This is a genomic window from Endozoicomonas euniceicola (genome assembly GCF_025562755.1).
Classification (GTDB): domain Bacteria; phylum Pseudomonadota; class Gammaproteobacteria; order Pseudomonadales; family Endozoicomonadaceae; genus Endozoicomonas_A; species Endozoicomonas_A euniceicola.
Window position 1 is genome coordinate 5,108,386 of record NZ_CP103300.1, and the last position, 16,923, is coordinate 5,125,308.

Here is a 16,923-nt window from a genome sequence, read left to right on the forward strand (position 1 = left end):
CTGACTGAGGTAATCACAACTGCAGCCTCGTTATTACACAGAGTACAGCAATTATACTTTATATTTTGATCATGAAACCGTCATTCAGCACCTATATCAGGAATAAATCTCTTGGTACGATCGGCCAAGAATTGAAATGATGGTTAATTGCCTCTCCTGCAAGCCAACGACATGTTTTTCATGACCATCGACTAATAAAACATTAATTCCCTGAAAGCAAAAAAATACCCAGCGTGCAGTCGGATTCTGATAGGGCTTTCGCTTCATATCCGGAAAGAACCTACTCTGACGCTTTAATTCATGCCTGATTCGATGCTGTATCGCTGCGTAGACTAACAGACAAAGCGTCATCACCATAAGCAACGCTTCTATACGTTCCGGCTTCTTTAAAAACAGCGAGGAGACCAGAAATTCAGGGCTTTTCAGAAACCGAAATCCACGCTCCACCGACTGCTGTGATTTATAAGTGCTCAACACTTCTGCTGAACTTAGCTGGCTCTTGTCCAGATTGTTTGTTGCCAACACAAAGCACCCCAGAGAGGCCTCTGCTACTTCACGACAGTCAACAGATACCCAAGGATGACCGCTGACATAATACTCCACGCTATCTGGTTTGCTGTCTTTCTCCGGACGTCCCGCTTTGGTATAGCATGGTTTTGTCGTAATTACAGGTTCTGCCTGACAATAATTGCTTTTTGATTGCCACTCATTGAACGCACGCAATGCGTCCGTTTCACACTTGAACGGTTTCTTCGCCAGCTTGCTGGTCAGTGCTTCCGCTTCTTTTTCTGACTTTTTCAACAGTTTTTTGAGCAGTGTTTTCTGTTCGCTTTTCCGAGCCTGTTCACTGCGAATCAGAACCCACCGTTGAGATACATCCGCATAGTCGGACAGTACTTCGCAGCTCTCATAACCTTCGGCACCTTCAACCGGTGTCATCGCACAAGAAGCGACACTGTCCACAAGCTCTCTTGCGGCTTTTATTTTAGCCGGAACCCGGGTGATAAACTGTTGCTCTTGCTGATGTAATATACGTACATTGTCTGTTGTGTAAAGTGCAGCATCGCCGATCAGGTAACGATTATTCAGCGCCTCTTTGTAGCATTTCAAATGCTTGCTGATGACTTTTTTAAAATTAGTGTTGTCGTTTATATTGCCACTGGATGCGGCCATGAATACGGGAATACCCGCCTGATTTTCAGTCATTAGGAGCAGTATCGCCTGATTTAATTCAGGTCGGTGATCTCTGCTGTATCCACGACAGATTTTAATGCAGTTCAGGTCTTCTTCATCGACTTCAGACTCACTGTTATAACGACCGTCCACATGAAAGCTGGTTGAATCAAGATTCAGAGCATTACACGGCAGTTTCAATACATTAACGGCCTTGACAGCCAGTGATAAATAGACCTCACTTACACCCAGTTCAAAAATTTGATCCAAGGCTCTGCCGAGTACACTTTCGTTGATATGTTCCGGCTCTATACCCGGTCGAATAAGTTTATCCAGTGGCTTGTCGGCGTGAAACTCAGGGAACATGTGGAGTGTGCGAGCAGTGAAGCCCAGTCCGTTAAGCAGCATTGAGACAACGGTTTCTCCGAAGGAAATCTTTCTGGTTTCAGATTGGTTGGGAACCAGAGAATCCAGAAGGTTAGCGATCCCGAGCTCTTTGCACATACCGGCCACCAACCCAGTATGGTCGATGCGTTGAATGTGAAATTGATGAGGTTGCATGGCATATGCTCAGTCTGAAAATTTTTTACATTTTAGATGGTTTTAGGAAATTCTCAGATTAAGTGCTGAATGACGGATGAAAGGGATATTTTCCCCTTAAGATCAAAGTGTTACAACAGGGACTTGTTTAAAAGTACATAGAGTATGGTGCTTTATATTTGACTTTTGCAGCATATAACCGAAGTCTTTTACTCAATGCCGCTGCCTCGACCGGGATAGTCAGCTTCATAAACTCAATCAGACTAAAATAGCGACCAACAGAAAGAGTGTTGGGGAATTCTGTTGTCCTGAAAAAGCAGATGTTGATCAAAAAATATCCGAACTAATGATGAGTTCGGGTTGTAATACTTTTTCATAGATAGTAGAGCAACAGAGCACCGGAAAAATTAGAATGGAATGGTTTTGTCGGAACTTGTTGCTCATTTATGAAATATTCGGGCTAGAAAGTCAATTTTGTAATTTTTGCCGCGTAGCGGCTTGGTTCAACAAATGGTTCAAGTTCGTTCCGGTGCTTCGCCCCTCCACCCGACGTGCCTTCGGCACGTAGCTTAACCAGGCGTTATGTTCTTATCAGTAACTAGAATAAGCATCCCCTATGATTTTTTTTGACTCTAAAGCTGATTCAAGATCAACAATATATTCGACTAAAAATCGGGTTACAGAGAAATAGTTTTCTTTCAACTCAATTTTGCATATTTTATTTCTTTCGATGTTATAAGCTAGAGAACCAAAGCAGGTATTTTTTGATGGTTCACATATGGCGTAAGATTCAACATAGTTGAAAATATTTCTTGATAGATCATCCCATAAGTTTTTTGAAAAAATCTTCCAATAAGCATCTTTCAGAGTAACTCTAACTTTATTGAATAGCCATTTTTCTGACCTGTTGTACTTAGCTGCTAATTTCAAATGTCTGTCAATTTTCTGCTTTGATATTTCAGGAGAAGCCCAAGGGTTATTTATTAACTTGTTCTTATATGTTGGATACCAATCAGATATAAATTTTTGCCTTATATTATCAACTGGTGGGAAGCAGTTTGCCCTAGAGTATCCTCTTTTGATTTTTAAAAAAATATTATTGAGTTGTTTGTTTTGTGTAGTAACATCCATTTCTGAAAACGCAAACAGATATTCCGAAGTGTCAGCACGAATACCTAAACAGAATAACAAAGATATTGTTAATGCAAAATATTTCATAATTTGCTCAGTTATAAGAAATTTCAATTAGCATAGTAAAAAACACGAACATAAATCGGGCAGCCGGAGGTCTCTAACCTCCAGCCCCCACGTAACTGCTCATATTCCATTGGCAAGAACCGTTTCCTGATAGCCTGACGCCTTCAGGATGAGATGCCCCAGCCGGGGAATCATGTTGACTCCAGTCAGTCTGTCCCTGAGATACTTTGCAAAGGACACCCCGTGTTGTTTACAGGTCTTTTTCAAGCTGGCAAAGGTGTCGCGGCATTTCCTCCCAAGTTTACTCCGGGTACCACCGCTGACTTTTCGCCGTTTCACGTATTCCCTGATCTGCCTCTCTCTCAGATTGTTGTGCAGCGGCAACCACGGATACTCAAGGACCAATAGCAGCTCTTCCCTGACAACCATCAGTTTACCCAGTTCAGACTGCAAGGCAGGATAATTCACCCGCTGCGTTACCCAACGATCAAAGTCCTGGTAGAGCTTCTGTTTTTCCTTGTCCGTTGGATTTTTCTGGTAGGCCTCAATGTCATCGTAGAGGCACCAGTACTGGTTCTGCACGGTGTCACGGGCGGCTCGTTCCAGGTCATTGGCTGGTATCAGCTTGTCCATGTTTCTTCCCGCATGGTACCAACACAGCGAATGTTGAAAGGCTGTATCAAACTGCCGGGCTCCATCACTATGGATAACAAGGTTCTCAAGGCGATGATTGAGTATCAATGCCGCCTTCAAAACACCCTCTGTCGCCCAGCGTCTTTGTTGCAGGGCAGTGCAACCAATGCTGTTAAGGAAGTTATTCCACTCTTCTTCTGTTGAGAAACGCTTCTCGCCGCATTCGGATAGCGCAGTGACCCACTTCTTTGAAACGTCGACCTGATTCTTCATGTAGTCAATGGCAACGTCGTTGAGAAGGTAAAGCCGTTGCTGACCTTGCAGACAGCCCAGGAAATTAATCCGGCTCTTACTGTCGCTGCTGTGGAAGTAGGAAAAATAAGGGTTACCGACAAAACAGGCAGTAGCCATTTTTCCCTTGGTGGCGAGACCCGGTGTCGTCTGCCTGGAGATAATCAGAGCAAGTCAGCCCTGCTTCCAGCAACTCTTCTTTTTCCTGGTGGAAGATGTCATGGTCTTTCGTCAGGATGTTGCTCAGGGAGCCCTCTGATATTGAGCACCCATGGTCGTGCAGCCAGGATAGCAGTAGTGGCTGTGTCGTACTGCAAGAATGATAAAAATCCAGCAAATGAGCTTTCAGGTTGTCGCCAAAACGGTCTTTCACCCTAAATTCAGCAGTTGAACGCCACTGAGCCATGCCATTAGGAATAGCTTCTCACGGTTCTGAGCAGCGTTTTTTTAAGTCATTAGCCCGATCGAATTAATGGTTGCATCGTAATAACCTGCCCTTTTTTCAAAAATTTTGAGACCGCTTTCGTTAAAATACGACACCATGCGTTAATTGGATTCAACTGCGGTGCGATACTTTTGATTGAATCAAAAAAATCACACAGTTCACTTTGTAATTTCGCAATTTTATACATCCATCGATGCTGGCTTGTCAGCTTTATTTTCTTTTGGTTGCCAGAGTGGGTCAGCTTGCCAATTGAACTCATTAATAAGGGACGGCTGGTAATTGATTCTTTATGGGAGTCCGGATTACTCAATCGAACGTATAGCGTCCACCAGTTGTAAACCAAGGCAACCATTCGGGCCAGCATTCGACATCTTGCCATATCTTTTGTTACATAACCGCCCCAGCCCCATTGGTTTTTGATTTCATCAAAGTTATTTTCACAGTCAGCCCTATTGCGATAATGATTAATGATCGAGACTATATCATTATCAAGAGATGTGACCAGAACCGAATACTCGTAAGCTTTTATATTTTCTGGCTCTTCTATTAATGCTAACGTTTGTTGACGTTCTTTTATTCCTTTTTCCAACATCGGTATTTCATTTTCAGGACGCCGTCTTCGAACAATAATTATGCGTCTTTCTTTTTTCCAACCTGACAGTTTAATTACGGATTCTTTTCCCTCCTAATGGTTGTCGTATTTTACCCATCCTCCGCTACAGTGTGCATTCCCTATGGCTTTCTTAACGTTGTCGTGCTTCTTCATTTTAAAAAGATAATGACAACCAGCATCTTCCAATTCGCTCATTACCCGGTCACTTCCCCAATCACAATCACCACGAACAAATTCAGGCCAGCAGCGTTTTGGAAGTCGATTTAATAGCTCCATTAAACCGGGTAAAGAGTATTTACTTTGACTTTGATTTCCGGGTCTGACTTCAACCTCCAGTATTAATTTAAGATTAGCCATCATATATGAGTGGTAAGTATGAGAGGGTCTCCCTTTCTTATGTGGGTTATAGCCATTAACCGCTCCTTCCTGATGCCCATAAATGGTTTTCACGGTAACATCAACATCCATAATCCATGGAATGGTTAATAACGGATCAAAACAGAGATGGAGGTGTTTTTGCATCCATTCAACGCCTTCATCTTCGTCAATCTTCTTTAAACCACGCCTGGCAGAATCATCGCTGACAATTTTTTTCATCCCGAGCAACTGAGCGTTTACTTTATCACCAATAATTGTTCCGATATGCGCATAGCGTTTATGTCCTGAAAGAATGGAAAGCATTAATGAGCCAATCACATCCACTTTTTGAGGGGCGTTTGGGCTTTTATAAGTTAGTGGGCAATCGTTAATCCAGGGTTCAAATCGGTGACCTGTTTTTAAAAACTGTATAAAAAAAGGAAGCTGTCCCATTGGGGTGACCGATGCTTCAGGCTCCCACTCGACATGAATTTTACCGTCGAAAGAATCGACTTCGAGTTTGACGGATAAGGGATCTTTTTTCATTTCAGACAACTCACCCTTTGGGGGAGTGGGTTTTGGTGGTCGAACCATCTTCGAGCCCTCAATATTGTTGAGGGTTAGAGTTTAGCTCAGGGGTTAACCGCTGAATTTAGGTTGAAAATAAGAGTGAACGGTTCTCCATTTTGGAAAATCCTTGGGGATCATGCGCCACTGACAACCACTTTTGAGTAGGTAGAGTACAGCGCAAAATACATCGCAAAGGTCGATGGTGCGGGGCTTGGTTGTTTTACAAGAGCTTTCAAGGATCGGAAGAATAGGCTCAAACTGTTCACGGCTGATATCACTGGGGTACTTCTGTCTCATTGGCCGAATTATGAAGCAAAAGCAAGATCGTGAACAGCTTCTTAGCAAGAGGCTTGGAAAGAGAAAGTGGTCGGGGTAGAGAGATTCGAACTCCCGACATCCTGCTCCCAAAGCAGGCGCGCTACCAGACTGCGCTATACCCCGAACGATGCGGTTTATTTAGACTCGAAACCAGGAGTGACTCTCTTAGCAAGAGGCTTGGAAAGAGAAAAGTGGTCGGGGTAGAGAGATTCGAACTCCCGACATCCTGCTCCCAAAGCAGGCGCGCTACCAGACTGCGCTATACCCCGAACGATGCGGTTTATTTAGACTCGAAACCAGGAGTGGCTCTCTTAGCAAGAGAGCTTGGAAAGAGAAAAGTGGTCGGGGTAGAGAGATTCGAACTCCCGACATCCTGCTCCCAAAGCAGGCGCGCTACCAGACTGCGCTATACCCCGAACGATGCGGTTTATTTAGACTCGAAACCAGGAGTGGCTCTCTTAGCAAGAGGCTTGAAAAGAGAAAAGTGGTCGGGGTAGAGAGATTCGAACTCCCGACATCCTGCTCCCAAAGCAGGCGCGCTACCAGACTGCGCTATACCCCGAACGGTGTGGTTTATTTAGACTCAAAACCAGAAGTGGCTCTCTTAGCAAGAGGCTTGGAAAGAGAAAAGTGGTCGGGGTAGAGAGATTCGAACTCCCGACATCCTGCTCCCAAAGCAGGCGCGCTACCAGACTGCGCTATACCCCGTATTCCGTAACAGAACCTTAGCCCTGCTCAACGACGGCGGCTAATCTATCAAAATGATTTGCGTATTACAAAAGTATTAACCGAAAAAATGTAATTTTCACATCATCTGGACGATTTTTCAGCATTTGCCTTCCAGCTCTTTCAGCTATCATCCTGCATAGATACTGCTCTGGCAGAGCGTCTGTTGTCGCCATTGCACTGTCAAACACCGGGGTGTTCATATAAAGCTGCTCTGTCTATATTGGTGTAGTGATCATTTCAGAAAATCATCAGAAGAAAACAGATGGCTTTATTACAACTGGTTGACGAATCTCACCCTCACTTAAGACAACCCACCAAACCCGTTTCCGACTTCGGCGACAACTTGCAGACAATTGTCGATGACATGCTTGAAACCATGTACGAAGTGAACGGCGCAGGTCTGGCAGCCACTCAGGTTGGCCTGGATATCAGGGTGGCGGTTATTGATGTTTCCTCTGATCGCAGCCAGCCCCTGGTTCTGGTTAATCCGGAGATTATTGATTCAGCCAGTGAGCAGAATATGGAAATGGGCTGCCTGTCGCTACCCGGTTGCTGGGCTGCGGTTAAGCGTGCTGGCTGGGTTAAAGTTCGGGCGCAGGATCGTTATGGTGAGTTTTATGAAATGGAAGGTGAAGGAATTCTTGCCGAAGCATTTCAGCACGAGATCGACCACCTGGACGGTATTCTTTTCATCGATAAGCTGTCTCCGCTCAAACAAAAGATGGTGCGGCAACGGGCTAAGAAAGCATTAAAGAAACAGCAGCGACGCGGTTAGGGGAACAGTGACAGTATTTTTATCGTATTGAGGCGAGTCGCTTCTGCAATCTCCGCTTTCGTTTCCTGACGAAGTTCAGCCAGAGTTTCAAGCACCACAGCCAGTTGGGCGGGTTCATTGCGTTGCCCCTGAAAGCCGCAAAGGGGCGTATCGGGGGCATCGGTTTCCAGTACGATTGAACTCAGGGGCAGGGAGGCTGCGAGGGCTCTGGTTTTTCTGGCTCTTGGGTAGGTGATGCTGCCGCCAAAGCCCAGGCAGAACCCTTGTTCAATATACTGACAGGCTTGCTGCTCGCTGCCGGAAAAGGCATGTACTATGCCACCCTGGTTAACTGGTTTTTGTCGCAACTGTTTCAGTATCAGGTCATGGGCTTTACGGGCGTGCAGAATAACGGGTTTATCAAATTGTCGGGCCAGTTCCAGTTGTTCGGTAAACCAGAGCATCTGAGCTTTACGATTAACGCTTTGCAGGGCGAAGTCCAGACCTGCTTCCCCAACTGCGACAATGTGGTCGTTGGTTTCAAGACGCTTTGCCAGCCTTTGCAGGTCGTTTGGTTCGTGCTGACTCACAAACCATGGGTGAATACCCAGTGCGACAAACAGTTTCATCGGTTTCTGTATGTCTGTACACATTTGCAGCAATGGTTCCCAGCGGTCCGATTCAGTTCCGGGAATGCAGATAGCTTCAACTCCCTTTCCAAAGGCGGCCGTTAGAACCTGCGACCGATCCGGGTCAAACTCTGGAAAATCAAGGTGGCAGTGGCTGTCTATCAAGGGGAAGTAATTTGTCATTGTCGTTTAATGTCGTAGGTGATTGTGCGTATAATGCCGGCATGAATTATAAGCAGTATGGTGGCGTATTGCTGGTACTGATTTTTATTGTCGTGCTGGTAGTTCTGCCCGGATTATTAAAACAACCCTCTCTTCGTTCATCTGAAGATAAACCCAGAGAATATTATTACTCGAACTGTCGGGTTTCAGAGGGCTGTTTGCTGGGCTTTGAAGACGGTTCCGTCAATCTTGTCATTAAGCCTTATACTATGCCAGTATTGCAGCCATTGCAGGTTAATGTGCTTGTCGACGGCGCTAAGCCGGTATCAGTGAACCTGGAATTTGTTGGGCGGGATATGCCAATGGGTTTGATGCCGTATCATTTATCGCTGCAGCAAGGCTCAGTAGATCAACACCCGGTCGATCAATGGCATTTCGAGGGTTCGGCAATGATTACGCTTTGCCCGGCTGACCGGAATATGATCTGGCTGGCAAAGGTAGTGGTTGAGTTTGATCAGTTAACAAAAATAATGGTTTTTGAGTTGGAGAATAAGTAAATGAAGTATCTGTCATCTGCCTTTCGCTCTTTCAAAGCACCTTTTTCTGGCTTAGGAATTTCCGGCTTAACGATGGCTGGCTTATCAATGGCTATTTGTATCGGTTCCGCCCATGCTGCTGTTGTTGATATCTCCGACCCGATGGTCAGAGCCGTGCCACCGACATCCACCAATACGGCAGCGTATATGACGTTGCGAAACAACGGCAAGGACGATATCAAACTGGTCAGCGCAGACAGCAGCGTGGCCGAAAGGGTAGAGATACACGGCCATCGCCATGAGGGAGACAAAATGGTGATGTTTAAAATGGATGAGCTGTCGCTACCTGTGGGTAAAGTGGTTGAGCTCAAGTCCGGCAGCTACCACATTATGCTAATGGGGTTGAAAAAAACGCTGGAGGTAGGCGAAGAAGTGCCATTAACTTTGCATTTTTCTGACTCAGATGCCATCGATATTATGGCTCCGGTCAAACCGTTGATGAAAACCATGTCAAAAGATTCGCACGGTCATTCTCATTAAAATGATGGCTGTTGGCTGTTGGCTGTTGGCTGTTGGCTTGGCCGTATGAACAGCCAACAGCTAAAAGCCAACAGCCAAATTGCTACCGACTTAGAACAGATTCTGAGCCAGCAGATAAATATAACGGGCAGCCACGCCGGCACAGAGTCCGCCCACAGTATGTGCAATGATCGCTTTGGAGGTCAGCTTGCGAAAGCCCAAAGTATCCAGCATGGCAGTGTGTGTACTCAGATAACCACTCCAGCACATGCCCATGGCCGTGAACACGGCAATATCGCTTTCACTGATAATGCCCTGAGAGATAAAGTTAGGCACCAGTGACATGGCGGCACCGACTGCGCCCAGTGATGTAATCGGAAACGCGACCAGTTCAGGGTGGTCAAAACCAAACAGCAACTGGAATAGCCAGGACAGTTCACCCGCCAGCTTCGGCAACAGGGCGACGCCTTCGTAAGCCGCACCGGTATAACCTTCCGCAGAAGGGCCGAAGGTCAGCACCATTACGATGGTACTGATAATCAGTACGCCGGGGATGATTGCCATGCCCATTTCTACGCCGCTTTTCCCCCCGTCCAGAATTGAGTTCAGACCACGTAGCCAGACAGGGCTGTTGTCATGATCTTCAGGCAGCTCTGATTTTTTTGGGTTGAGGTTATTCAGGCTGATGGCTTTGACATCAGAGGCAGTCAGCCGCTGCATCAGTCGTGTGGAAATGACCGCGCCGACCATTGCGCCCGCCAGTCCGACCAGTGCCGCATTAAGAAAGTTCTGGCCGGGAGCGCTTTCCAGTGTGGCCATAAAGGTAATAACGATCAGTCCCATGCCAAAGGCCGTACCAAAGTTGGTCAGGGAAATCAGCTCATGGGGCTTGAAGCTGCTGCTGAAGCGTTTGTCTTTGGTAAGGCTGATAATCGCGGGATTATCCGAGAAAAAGGTCATCATGGCGGCCATGGCGGCTCGACCGGGCAGGTTGAACACAGGGCGCATCAGCGGCATCAGCAGGCGTTCCAGCAGGTTGATGACATGGAATTCGGTAAGAAGCCGACTCAGGGCGCCTGCGAGTACGGTAATACCCATAAGGAACAGTACCGTCTGCAAAAGCAGATCGTGCGCCGTGTTGAACAGAGTGTTGAACATATTGGTGAGCCCCATTTCAGAGCCCACATAACCAAAAAACAGAACCAGAAACAGTATCAGGCCCAGAGGTTCGATGATCTGGCGAGCACCAAGGTGACTCGTTTGGATTTTGTCTTTATCAGACACCGAGACAAATTCATTCATATAAGCTCCGGGAGGGGACAGGAGAGTAAAGAGTAGGTGAAAACAGGTGATTACGCAGAATTTTGAATAACCTGGCTACATAGAGCAGAGTTAGATAAAGAAAAGTTACATAAGGTAGTGGATCAGACAGTCATTGAATACTCATAACCAGGCCGGGAATCCCGGCCTTTGCAGAAATCAGTGTTCGCGGGTAGTACGGAATTCAACGTCCGGATAACGCTCCTGAGACAGTGACAGGTTCACCCTTGTGGGAGCCAGGTAAGTCAGGTAGCCACCACCATCGATGGCCAGGTTTTCCGCACATTTACGCTTGAATTCTTCCAGCTTTTTCTCATCGCTGCACTCGATCCAGCGAGCGGTATTAACGTTCACCGGCTCATACAGGGCTTCTACCTTGTATTCATCTTTCAGGCGGCGCATGACCACATCGAACTGCAGAACACCCACTGCACCCAGAATCAGGTCATTGTTGTTGACCGGCATAAACAGCTGGGTAGCGCCTTCTTCCGACAGTTGCTGCAGACCTTTCTGAAGTTGTTTGAGCTTCAGCGGGTCTTTCAGGCGAACCCGGCGGAACATTTCCGGCGCAAAGTGTGGGATGCCGGTGAACTTCATCAGTTCGCCCTGGCTGAAGGTATCGCCGATCTGGATAGTGCCATGGTTATGCAGGCCGATAATATCGCCGGAAATCGCTTCTTCAACATGAGAACGGTCACCCGCCAGGAAGGTCACAGCGTCGGCGATTTTAACGTCTTTGCCAATACGCACATGCTTCATCTTCATGTTGCGGGTGTACTTACCGGAACAGATGCGCAGGAAGGCAATACGGTCACGGTGTTTCGGGTCCATGTTGGCCTGAATCTTGAAAACGAAGCCTGAGAACTTGTCTTCCGCAGGCTCAACGGCGCGTTCATCGGTATGACGGGGCAGGGGTGCCGGAGCCCAGCGGGCAAAGTCGTCCAGCATTTCCCGGACGCCAAAGTTGGCCAGTGCGGTACCAAAGAATACCGGTGTCATTCGACCTGCCTGATAGGCTTCCAGATCGAACTCGTGACTGGCTCCCTGAACCAGCTCAATTTCCTCAACAAAATCGTCGTAGATTTCACCCAGCAGTTCCCGGGCTTCATCGCTGTCCAGTCCCTGAATACGGATGTCTTCCGGAATGGTATGGCCCTGACCCGGTGTAAACACATGGATAGTGTCGGTGTACAGGTTGTAAACGCCTTTAAAGCGCTTACCCATGCTGATTGGCCAGGTGATGGGCGCACACTGGATTTTCAGGATGCTTTCCACTTCGTCCAGTACTTCAATCTGGTCTCGCACCTCACGGTCCATCTTGTTGACGAAGGTGAAGATCGGGGTGTCGCGCAGGCGGCAGACTTCCATCAGCTTGATGGTTCGGTCCTCGACACCTTTGGCGCCGTCGATCACCATCAGACAGCTGTCTACGGCGGTCAGAGTGCGGTAGGTGTCTTCCGAGAAGTCTTCGTGTCCGGGGGTGTCCAGCAGGTTGACGGTGCAGCCGTTGTACGGGAACTGCATCACCGAGGTGGTGATGGAGATACCGCGCTCCTGCTCCATCTTCATCCAGTCAGAAGTGGCCATGCGTCCGGATTTTTTACCCTTGACGGTACCGGCCATCTGAATGGCGCCACCCAGTAGCAGCAGCTTTTCAGTGATGGTGGTTTTACCCGCATCAGGGTGGGAGATGATAGCAAAAGTGCGTCTTTGCCCTACCTGCTTAGATAATTCAGTGTTTGACATAATTCACAATTAAAAATATGTACGCAGGCATGTACACATAAAAAATATGGGACAAACCTGATAAGGAATTGGGCGCATATCTTATGCAACGTGCCAGCTTCCGGCAAGGATTCATTTATCAAGAATGTCGAGCTGAAACATATTCTCTTAATGCTTCATCCATCCGGGTCTGCCAGCCTTTTCCTGTGGAGCGAAAATATTCCACCACATCCGCCGACAGCCGGATGGTGATGCGCTCTTTGGTCACATCCGCTTTCGGCCTGCCCACCGGACGCAGCTGTTTAAATTCTTCGTCCGTCAGTTCGTAGGTGTCAGGGTCTGCGGCAATACCGGCATTGATGGCGGCTTCCTCTTCGTCGGTATTCAGCTCGATCCAACGGCCTGACTTAGTCTTGATTCGCATAGGCTCGCACCTCTCGGTTGTTGCTTTTTCGCAGGGATATAATCCGGCGACTCTCGCCACGGTCGGTATACACCATGCAGTAAAGGCGACTGCCCCGAAGGGCGTAACCCACCATCCGCGGCTCGCCGTAATTAAAACGGCGATCCTCTTCAGTCCGGAGAGTATCCCATTCCAGATGTTTTGCCTCAGACAGCGACAGCCATGTTTGGCAAGGTTGGCAGCATCCTTGGTGGGGTCGTATTCGTACTTCATGGATTTATTGTATGTACATTAATTAGGTTTTGCCATTCAAAGATGCTGAACCGGGAAGGCGCGCCGATAGATCGTTTAATCAGGGTGGGTAGAGTTAATACATATTCATGGATGCACTTCAGAGATTGTTAACCGCTCCGGTCGGCAGTATAGCCGACATTGCTGAGGAGGACGGGCCGACACCCGTTGGGGTCTGGCAGGGGCATAGCGTCCAGCCTTTTCCATTGGGGAGGGCGCTGGGTCTGCGGGCAGGCGAAGAAGTGGCTGTGGAAAGAGTGGCCGAGGCTCTGGGAGAATACTATGGCCCTTATGTGAAGCGCAAGATAGAGCAACGGCTGGAGAGTATTGAAACGCTGAATGATCGGGATGTTGCTGTCATTGATAAGCAGGCCCGGGGTATATTTCGTGAAGTCAGGGAGATGAACCAGAATCTGATAAAGCTTGAAGTCACTGCGCAAAAGGTTGGCAAGCTGTTTGAGTATTTGCAGACAGGTCCGGAGGATGGCGAGCCGGGAGTCAGCTGGAAATACCTGCCAGAACATGAACAGCAGCACATGGTGGAGACGATCCGGATTAATTTACAGGCCAGAAAGATTGAGCTCACTTTTGATGATATTGATCGTGAGACGATGCGTAGCCTGCAGGCTCATCGGACGCTGTTTGCCAGATCGGCACCGCATATTGCCCGCTTTCTTGAAAATGAAGGGCTCGAGCCGCCCATTAAGCCCGGTGATCTCAGGGGTTTTGCTGAAGAACTCTATTTTGGTACTGAGCCTCCCGGTCAGGAGATCAGTCGGCAGGTACTGGGACTTATGCGCAATGCGGACGCCTTTACGAATCGTACCGCGAAGCTGCTCTATAACTCCCCTCTGGAAATGATGCGTGAAAAAACGCTGGATGAGCAGAAACAGGCGGCAAGGGGGCACGCTAAGGATCTGATGCGCGGGATTTCAGCCATTGGTAAATATGGTGAGCAACTCCCGGAGGTTTTTCAGGAAGCGATGATTCATGATTTGCGCAGCCAGTTTTTTGCCACGCTCGACCATATTCATCAGCTGGAGGTGTTGGAGGCTAATAATCCTTTGAATCCGGTTTACTGGCAACAGTGTAAACAGGATGAACTGGTTGCGGCTCTGGATGTGTTGCTGGCTGAAGAAGACAAGCTTGGGAAAAAAATTGGGCAGGGTAACGACGAGGGAGTAGGCTCGAAAGCCCGGCTTTACAATCGGATCAACCAGCTGATCGATGAGTTTGACGATCTGGCTAAAAAGGTGAATAACAACGCAGACGGTGATCTGCTCCCCACTGGTGAACACTCTGATGCACTGGGGGCAGAAAGATTAGGGCGTCACCCGGTTCGGGACGCTACTCGCTATGCCCGCTTGATTGCCCGACGCCTGAAAAGCATTGGTATCAAGAAGGTGGATAAAAAGCTGAATGAAGCCAGAACCCGGCGAATGGGTAATGTTCCCTGGGAGACGGTTGAAACCCGTCTTGAGCCTTGTATCAGCAATAAAACCCTGAAGTTGAAAAGCCGGATTATCCCTGCCGCAGAGTTTCGGCTGGAAATGGGAAAGTCGCGCGATGTCGATATATTTCCTGTCCACCTGCATGGCAAGGGCAAGCCTTCTTCGAAAAGGGATGAGGCAAATAATGCCGTTAATCTGGGCGAAACGCAGTTGTTGCTTGAGCAGGGCGGACACCCGAAAAGGCTGTTCAGAGGCTTGCGTTCCGGCACGCTGATGGCCTTTGGGATCTCAAAGAAAAAAGAGCGCGAAGCCGCTAACGATGCTCGATGCTACGATCTGGCAGTTTCGAGTCTGAAGCAAGTACTGGACGATAACCCTGAACGCTTTAGTCAACAACCTGTTCCCATCAGGCTGTCAACATTGCAACTTCTGACTCCCGATAAAGGACGTCACTGGTTTCATGTTCATGATGATGAGCTGAAAATGCAACAGGAACAGGTGGAAGCGTTAAAACGATTAAAAGCCCGGTTGGACGGCGGTGAGAAACTGGCGATTACGGACAGCTACGGTCAGGTTCACGAAGTGGATGTTGAATTTGATTTTGCGACGACTAATTTCGGTGTCAATAACCTTGCACTGGATAAAAAGTGGTGGGGAATAGGAGCCTGGGGGGCTGTTAAGAGCGACAACCTGGAAGGGTTGAGTAAATTAATAGGCAGTGTTGAGCCCGGTGATGAGGTGGGCGGCTGGGCGCAGGACTTTTTGAATGGTCCGGCGTCTTCTAAAGAAAAGATGATTGTCAGGCAGTTGATTGAACAGATTCGCGATCTGTATGTGACCGAAGATTATAAACGGGAAGGGGAAGACGCTTATAAAATGGTCGCTCGTCTACTGCTTCTGTCTTATAAGCTGGGACTGATCACGCACTTCAACTGTAAGAGTGGTAAAGACCGTACGGGGGAGGCTGACGCAGCTGTCAAACGGCTGGCTGCGCAGGTAGAAGCGTTGGGTTATGTGCCTGACCCCAGGCAGTCTGTCAGTCAGGAAGAACGGGTTTTATCCCAGATGTTTGCGCTGGAAACCGGAAATATCCTCTGGCAACAGATGAATATCAACCGTCCCGGCTTTAAAACGACAACCGGCAAGAGAAGGCTGGGGGAGCGGGTGTTTGGTATGCTTCACGTTTAGAGCCAAAGCCTTGAATCATGGGGCTCCATTTCGGAAACCCCCTGCTCTGGCGAATTTAGTTAATAAGTGCGGGCAACCGCAAAATTTGCCAGTTCTTCCATCGCTGAGCGGTAAGGCGATTCCGGCAGGACGGACAGGCTGGTAATGGCTTTTTGAGCCTGCTCCTGTGCTCGCTGTGCGGTGTAGCCCAGAGCGCCGCAGTCGCGAACCGCTGTAATGATGGTCTCCATGTTATCCAGACCGTTCCCTTCTTCAATGGCCTGACGTACCAGCTCTTTCTGCTCCGGCTTACCTTCTGACAGTGTGAAAATCAGGGGCAGGGTGGGTTTACCTTCTGCCAGGTCGTCACCCAGGTTTTTGCCCATGGCTTCCGCGTCACCGCCATAGTCCAGAAGGTCGTCAACCAGCTGGAAGGCCATGCCAAGATGATTACCGTAATCACACAAAGCCTGTTCGGTTTTTTTATTCTGACCGGACAGGATAGCAGCGGTGTGGGTAGACGCTTCAAACAACATGGCCGTTTTGCAGCGAATCACTTCCATGTACTGGGCTTCCGTGACGCTGGAGTCGTTGATGTTCATCAACTGCATCACTTCACCTTCTGCAATCACATTGGTGGCGTTGGCCAGAACATTGAGCAGGCGCATGTTGTCGAGACCGACCATCATCTGAAAGGCTCGGGAGTAGAGAAAGTCGCCCACGAGAATACTCGGCGCATTACCCCATAAAGCATTGGCAGTGTCACGGCCGCGACGCAGGTCGGACTGGTCAACCACATCGTCGTGCAGCAGGGTAGCAGTGTGCAGGAATTCGATGACAGCGGCCAGTGGAATATGGTTTTTGCCGTTATGGCCACGGGCGTTATAGCCACAGGCGTTGGCGGTCAGTAGAACCAGCAGGGGGCGCAGGCGTTTACCGCCAGACTGGATAATATACTGGCCTATTTTACTGACCAGTGCGACGTCGGAATGCAGCTGTTCACGAATGCACTGGTCGACCAGGGCGAAATCGTCACGGACAACAGCTTGGAAAGAGGGTTGTTTGCGATCAGGCATAGGGTTGCTGCAGAAGGTCTAAAT

At 48.3% G+C, this 16,923-nt stretch carries 17 protein-coding genes and 5 tRNA genes; 4 read left to right on the top strand and 18 right to left on the bottom strand.

The window, feature by feature from the left end:
• Positions 1 to 96: 96 nt before the first annotated feature.
• The 12 genes from NX720_RS20670 to NX720_RS20720 all read right to left on the bottom strand — a co-directional run bounded on the left by NX720_RS20670 (position 97) and on the right by NX720_RS20720 (position 6,845).
• On the bottom strand, positions 97 to 1,734 hold the full coding sequence (locus NX720_RS20670) for an IS1634 family transposase (protein WP_262597167.1): 1,638 nt from the start codon (positions 1,732 to 1,734) through the stop codon (positions 97 to 99).
• 570 nt (positions 1,735 to 2,304) lie between these two features.
• On the bottom strand, positions 2,305 to 2,931 hold the full coding sequence (locus tag NX720_RS20675; RefSeq protein WP_262597168.1) for a hypothetical protein: 627 nt from the start codon (positions 2,929 to 2,931) through the stop codon (positions 2,305 to 2,307).
• A 99-nt stretch (positions 2,932 to 3,030) separates the two neighbouring features.
• Positions 3,031 to 3,954 (bottom strand): IS66 family transposase, encoded by a 924-nt coding sequence (locus NX720_RS20680; protein ID WP_262597169.1) that lies wholly within the window; start codon positions 3,952 to 3,954, stop codon positions 3,031 to 3,033.
• Complete coding sequence (locus NX720_RS20685) at positions 3,929 to 4,240, bottom strand: hypothetical protein (protein WP_262597171.1); 312 nt, start codon at positions 4,238 to 4,240, stop codon at positions 3,929 to 3,931. The genes NX720_RS20680 and NX720_RS20685 overlap by 26 nt, the downstream gene beginning before the upstream one ends.
• A 49-nt stretch (positions 4,241 to 4,289) precedes the next feature.
• Entirely contained in the window at positions 4,290 to 4,871 is a 582-nt protein-coding gene (locus NX720_RS20690; RefSeq protein WP_262597173.1) for a hypothetical protein, read from the bottom strand.
• Between the two features lie 93 nt (positions 4,872 to 4,964).
• Entirely contained in the window at positions 4,965 to 5,843 is an 879-nt protein-coding gene (locus NX720_RS20695; RefSeq protein ID WP_262597175.1) for a transposase, read from the bottom strand.
• A gap of 45 nt (positions 5,844 to 5,888) precedes the next feature.
• Positions 5,889 to 6,116, bottom strand: coding sequence for a transposase (locus tag NX720_RS27270; RefSeq protein WP_404831011.1), 228 nt, complete (start codon positions 6,114 to 6,116; stop codon positions 5,889 to 5,891).
• A gap of 67 nt (positions 6,117 to 6,183) precedes the next feature.
• Positions 6,184 to 6,260: transfer RNA gene (locus NX720_RS20700), tRNA-Pro, on the bottom strand.
• Between the two features lie 69 nt (positions 6,261 to 6,329).
• Positions 6,330 to 6,406 (bottom strand) — tRNA-Pro (locus NX720_RS20705).
• Between the two features lie 70 nt (positions 6,407 to 6,476).
• Positions 6,477 to 6,553: transfer RNA gene (locus tag NX720_RS20710), tRNA-Pro, on the bottom strand.
• Positions 6,554 to 6,622: 69 nt separating this feature from the next.
• A tRNA-Pro gene (locus NX720_RS20715) sits at positions 6,623 to 6,699 on the bottom strand.
• Positions 6,700 to 6,768: 69 nt separating this feature from the next.
• A tRNA-Pro gene (locus tag NX720_RS20720) sits at positions 6,769 to 6,845 on the bottom strand.
• A gap of 283 nt (positions 6,846 to 7,128) precedes the next feature.
• Between NX720_RS20720 and def the strand changes: the two genes are divergently transcribed.
• Positions 7,129 to 7,641, top strand: a complete 513-nt coding sequence (gene def / locus NX720_RS20725; RefSeq protein ID WP_262597176.1) for a peptide deformylase — start codon at positions 7,129 to 7,131, stop codon at positions 7,639 to 7,641.
• Here def and NX720_RS20730 read toward each other — a convergent pair.
• Entirely contained in the window at positions 7,638 to 8,432 is a 795-nt protein-coding gene (locus NX720_RS20730; protein ID WP_262597177.1) for a TatD family hydrolase, read from the bottom strand. The genes def and NX720_RS20730 overlap by 4 nt on opposite strands.
• On the opposite strand from NX720_RS20730, the gene NX720_RS20735 reads away from it, so the two are divergent.
• On the top strand, positions 8,426 to 8,968 hold the full coding sequence (locus NX720_RS20735; protein WP_262597179.1) for a hypothetical protein: 543 nt from the start codon (positions 8,426 to 8,428) through the stop codon (positions 8,966 to 8,968). The two genes, NX720_RS20730 and NX720_RS20735, sit on opposite strands and share 7 nt — an antisense overlap.
• On the top strand, positions 8,969 to 9,487 hold the full coding sequence (locus NX720_RS20740; RefSeq protein ID WP_262597180.1) for a copper chaperone PCu(A)C: 519 nt from the start codon (positions 8,969 to 8,971) through the stop codon (positions 9,485 to 9,487).
• Positions 9,488 to 9,577: 90 nt separating this feature from the next.
• On the opposite strand, the gene NX720_RS20745 is transcribed toward NX720_RS20740, so the two are convergent.
• From NX720_RS20745 to NX720_RS27275, 4 genes are all read right to left on the bottom strand, one after another.
• Positions 9,578 to 10,768: a CD0519/CD1768 family membrane protein gene (locus NX720_RS20745; RefSeq protein ID WP_262597182.1), complete on the bottom strand. Its 1,191-nt coding sequence runs from the start codon at positions 10,766 to 10,768 to the stop codon at positions 9,578 to 9,580.
• A 177-nt stretch (positions 10,769 to 10,945) separates the two neighbouring features.
• A complete protein-coding gene (locus NX720_RS20750) occupies positions 10,946 to 12,532 on the bottom strand; it encodes a peptide chain release factor 3 (RefSeq protein ID WP_262597183.1) in 1,587 nt (528 codons plus the stop codon).
• A gap of 118 nt (positions 12,533 to 12,650) precedes the next feature.
• Positions 12,651 to 12,935, bottom strand: a complete 285-nt coding sequence (locus NX720_RS20755; RefSeq protein WP_262597185.1) for a BrnA antitoxin family protein — start codon at positions 12,933 to 12,935, stop codon at positions 12,651 to 12,653.
• On the bottom strand, positions 12,919 to 13,191 hold the full coding sequence (locus NX720_RS27275) for a BrnT family toxin (protein ID WP_404831105.1): 273 nt from the start codon (positions 13,189 to 13,191) through the stop codon (positions 12,919 to 12,921). Before NX720_RS27275 ends, NX720_RS20755 begins: the two co-directional genes overlap by 17 nt.
• 103 nt (positions 13,192 to 13,294) lie before the next feature.
• On the opposite strand from NX720_RS27275, the gene NX720_RS20760 reads away from it, so the two are divergent.
• Positions 13,295 to 15,844, top strand: a complete 2,550-nt coding sequence (locus tag NX720_RS20760; RefSeq protein WP_262597186.1) for an inositol phosphate phosphatase SopB — start codon at positions 13,295 to 13,297, stop codon at positions 15,842 to 15,844.
• Between the two features lie 59 nt (positions 15,845 to 15,903).
• Here the strand turns inward: NX720_RS20760 and ispB are convergent, their stop codons facing one another.
• Complete coding sequence (ispB, locus tag NX720_RS20765) at positions 15,904 to 16,899, bottom strand: octaprenyl diphosphate synthase (protein ID WP_262597187.1); 996 nt, start codon at positions 16,897 to 16,899, stop codon at positions 15,904 to 15,906.
• Positions 16,900 to 16,923: the final 24 nt, after the last annotated feature.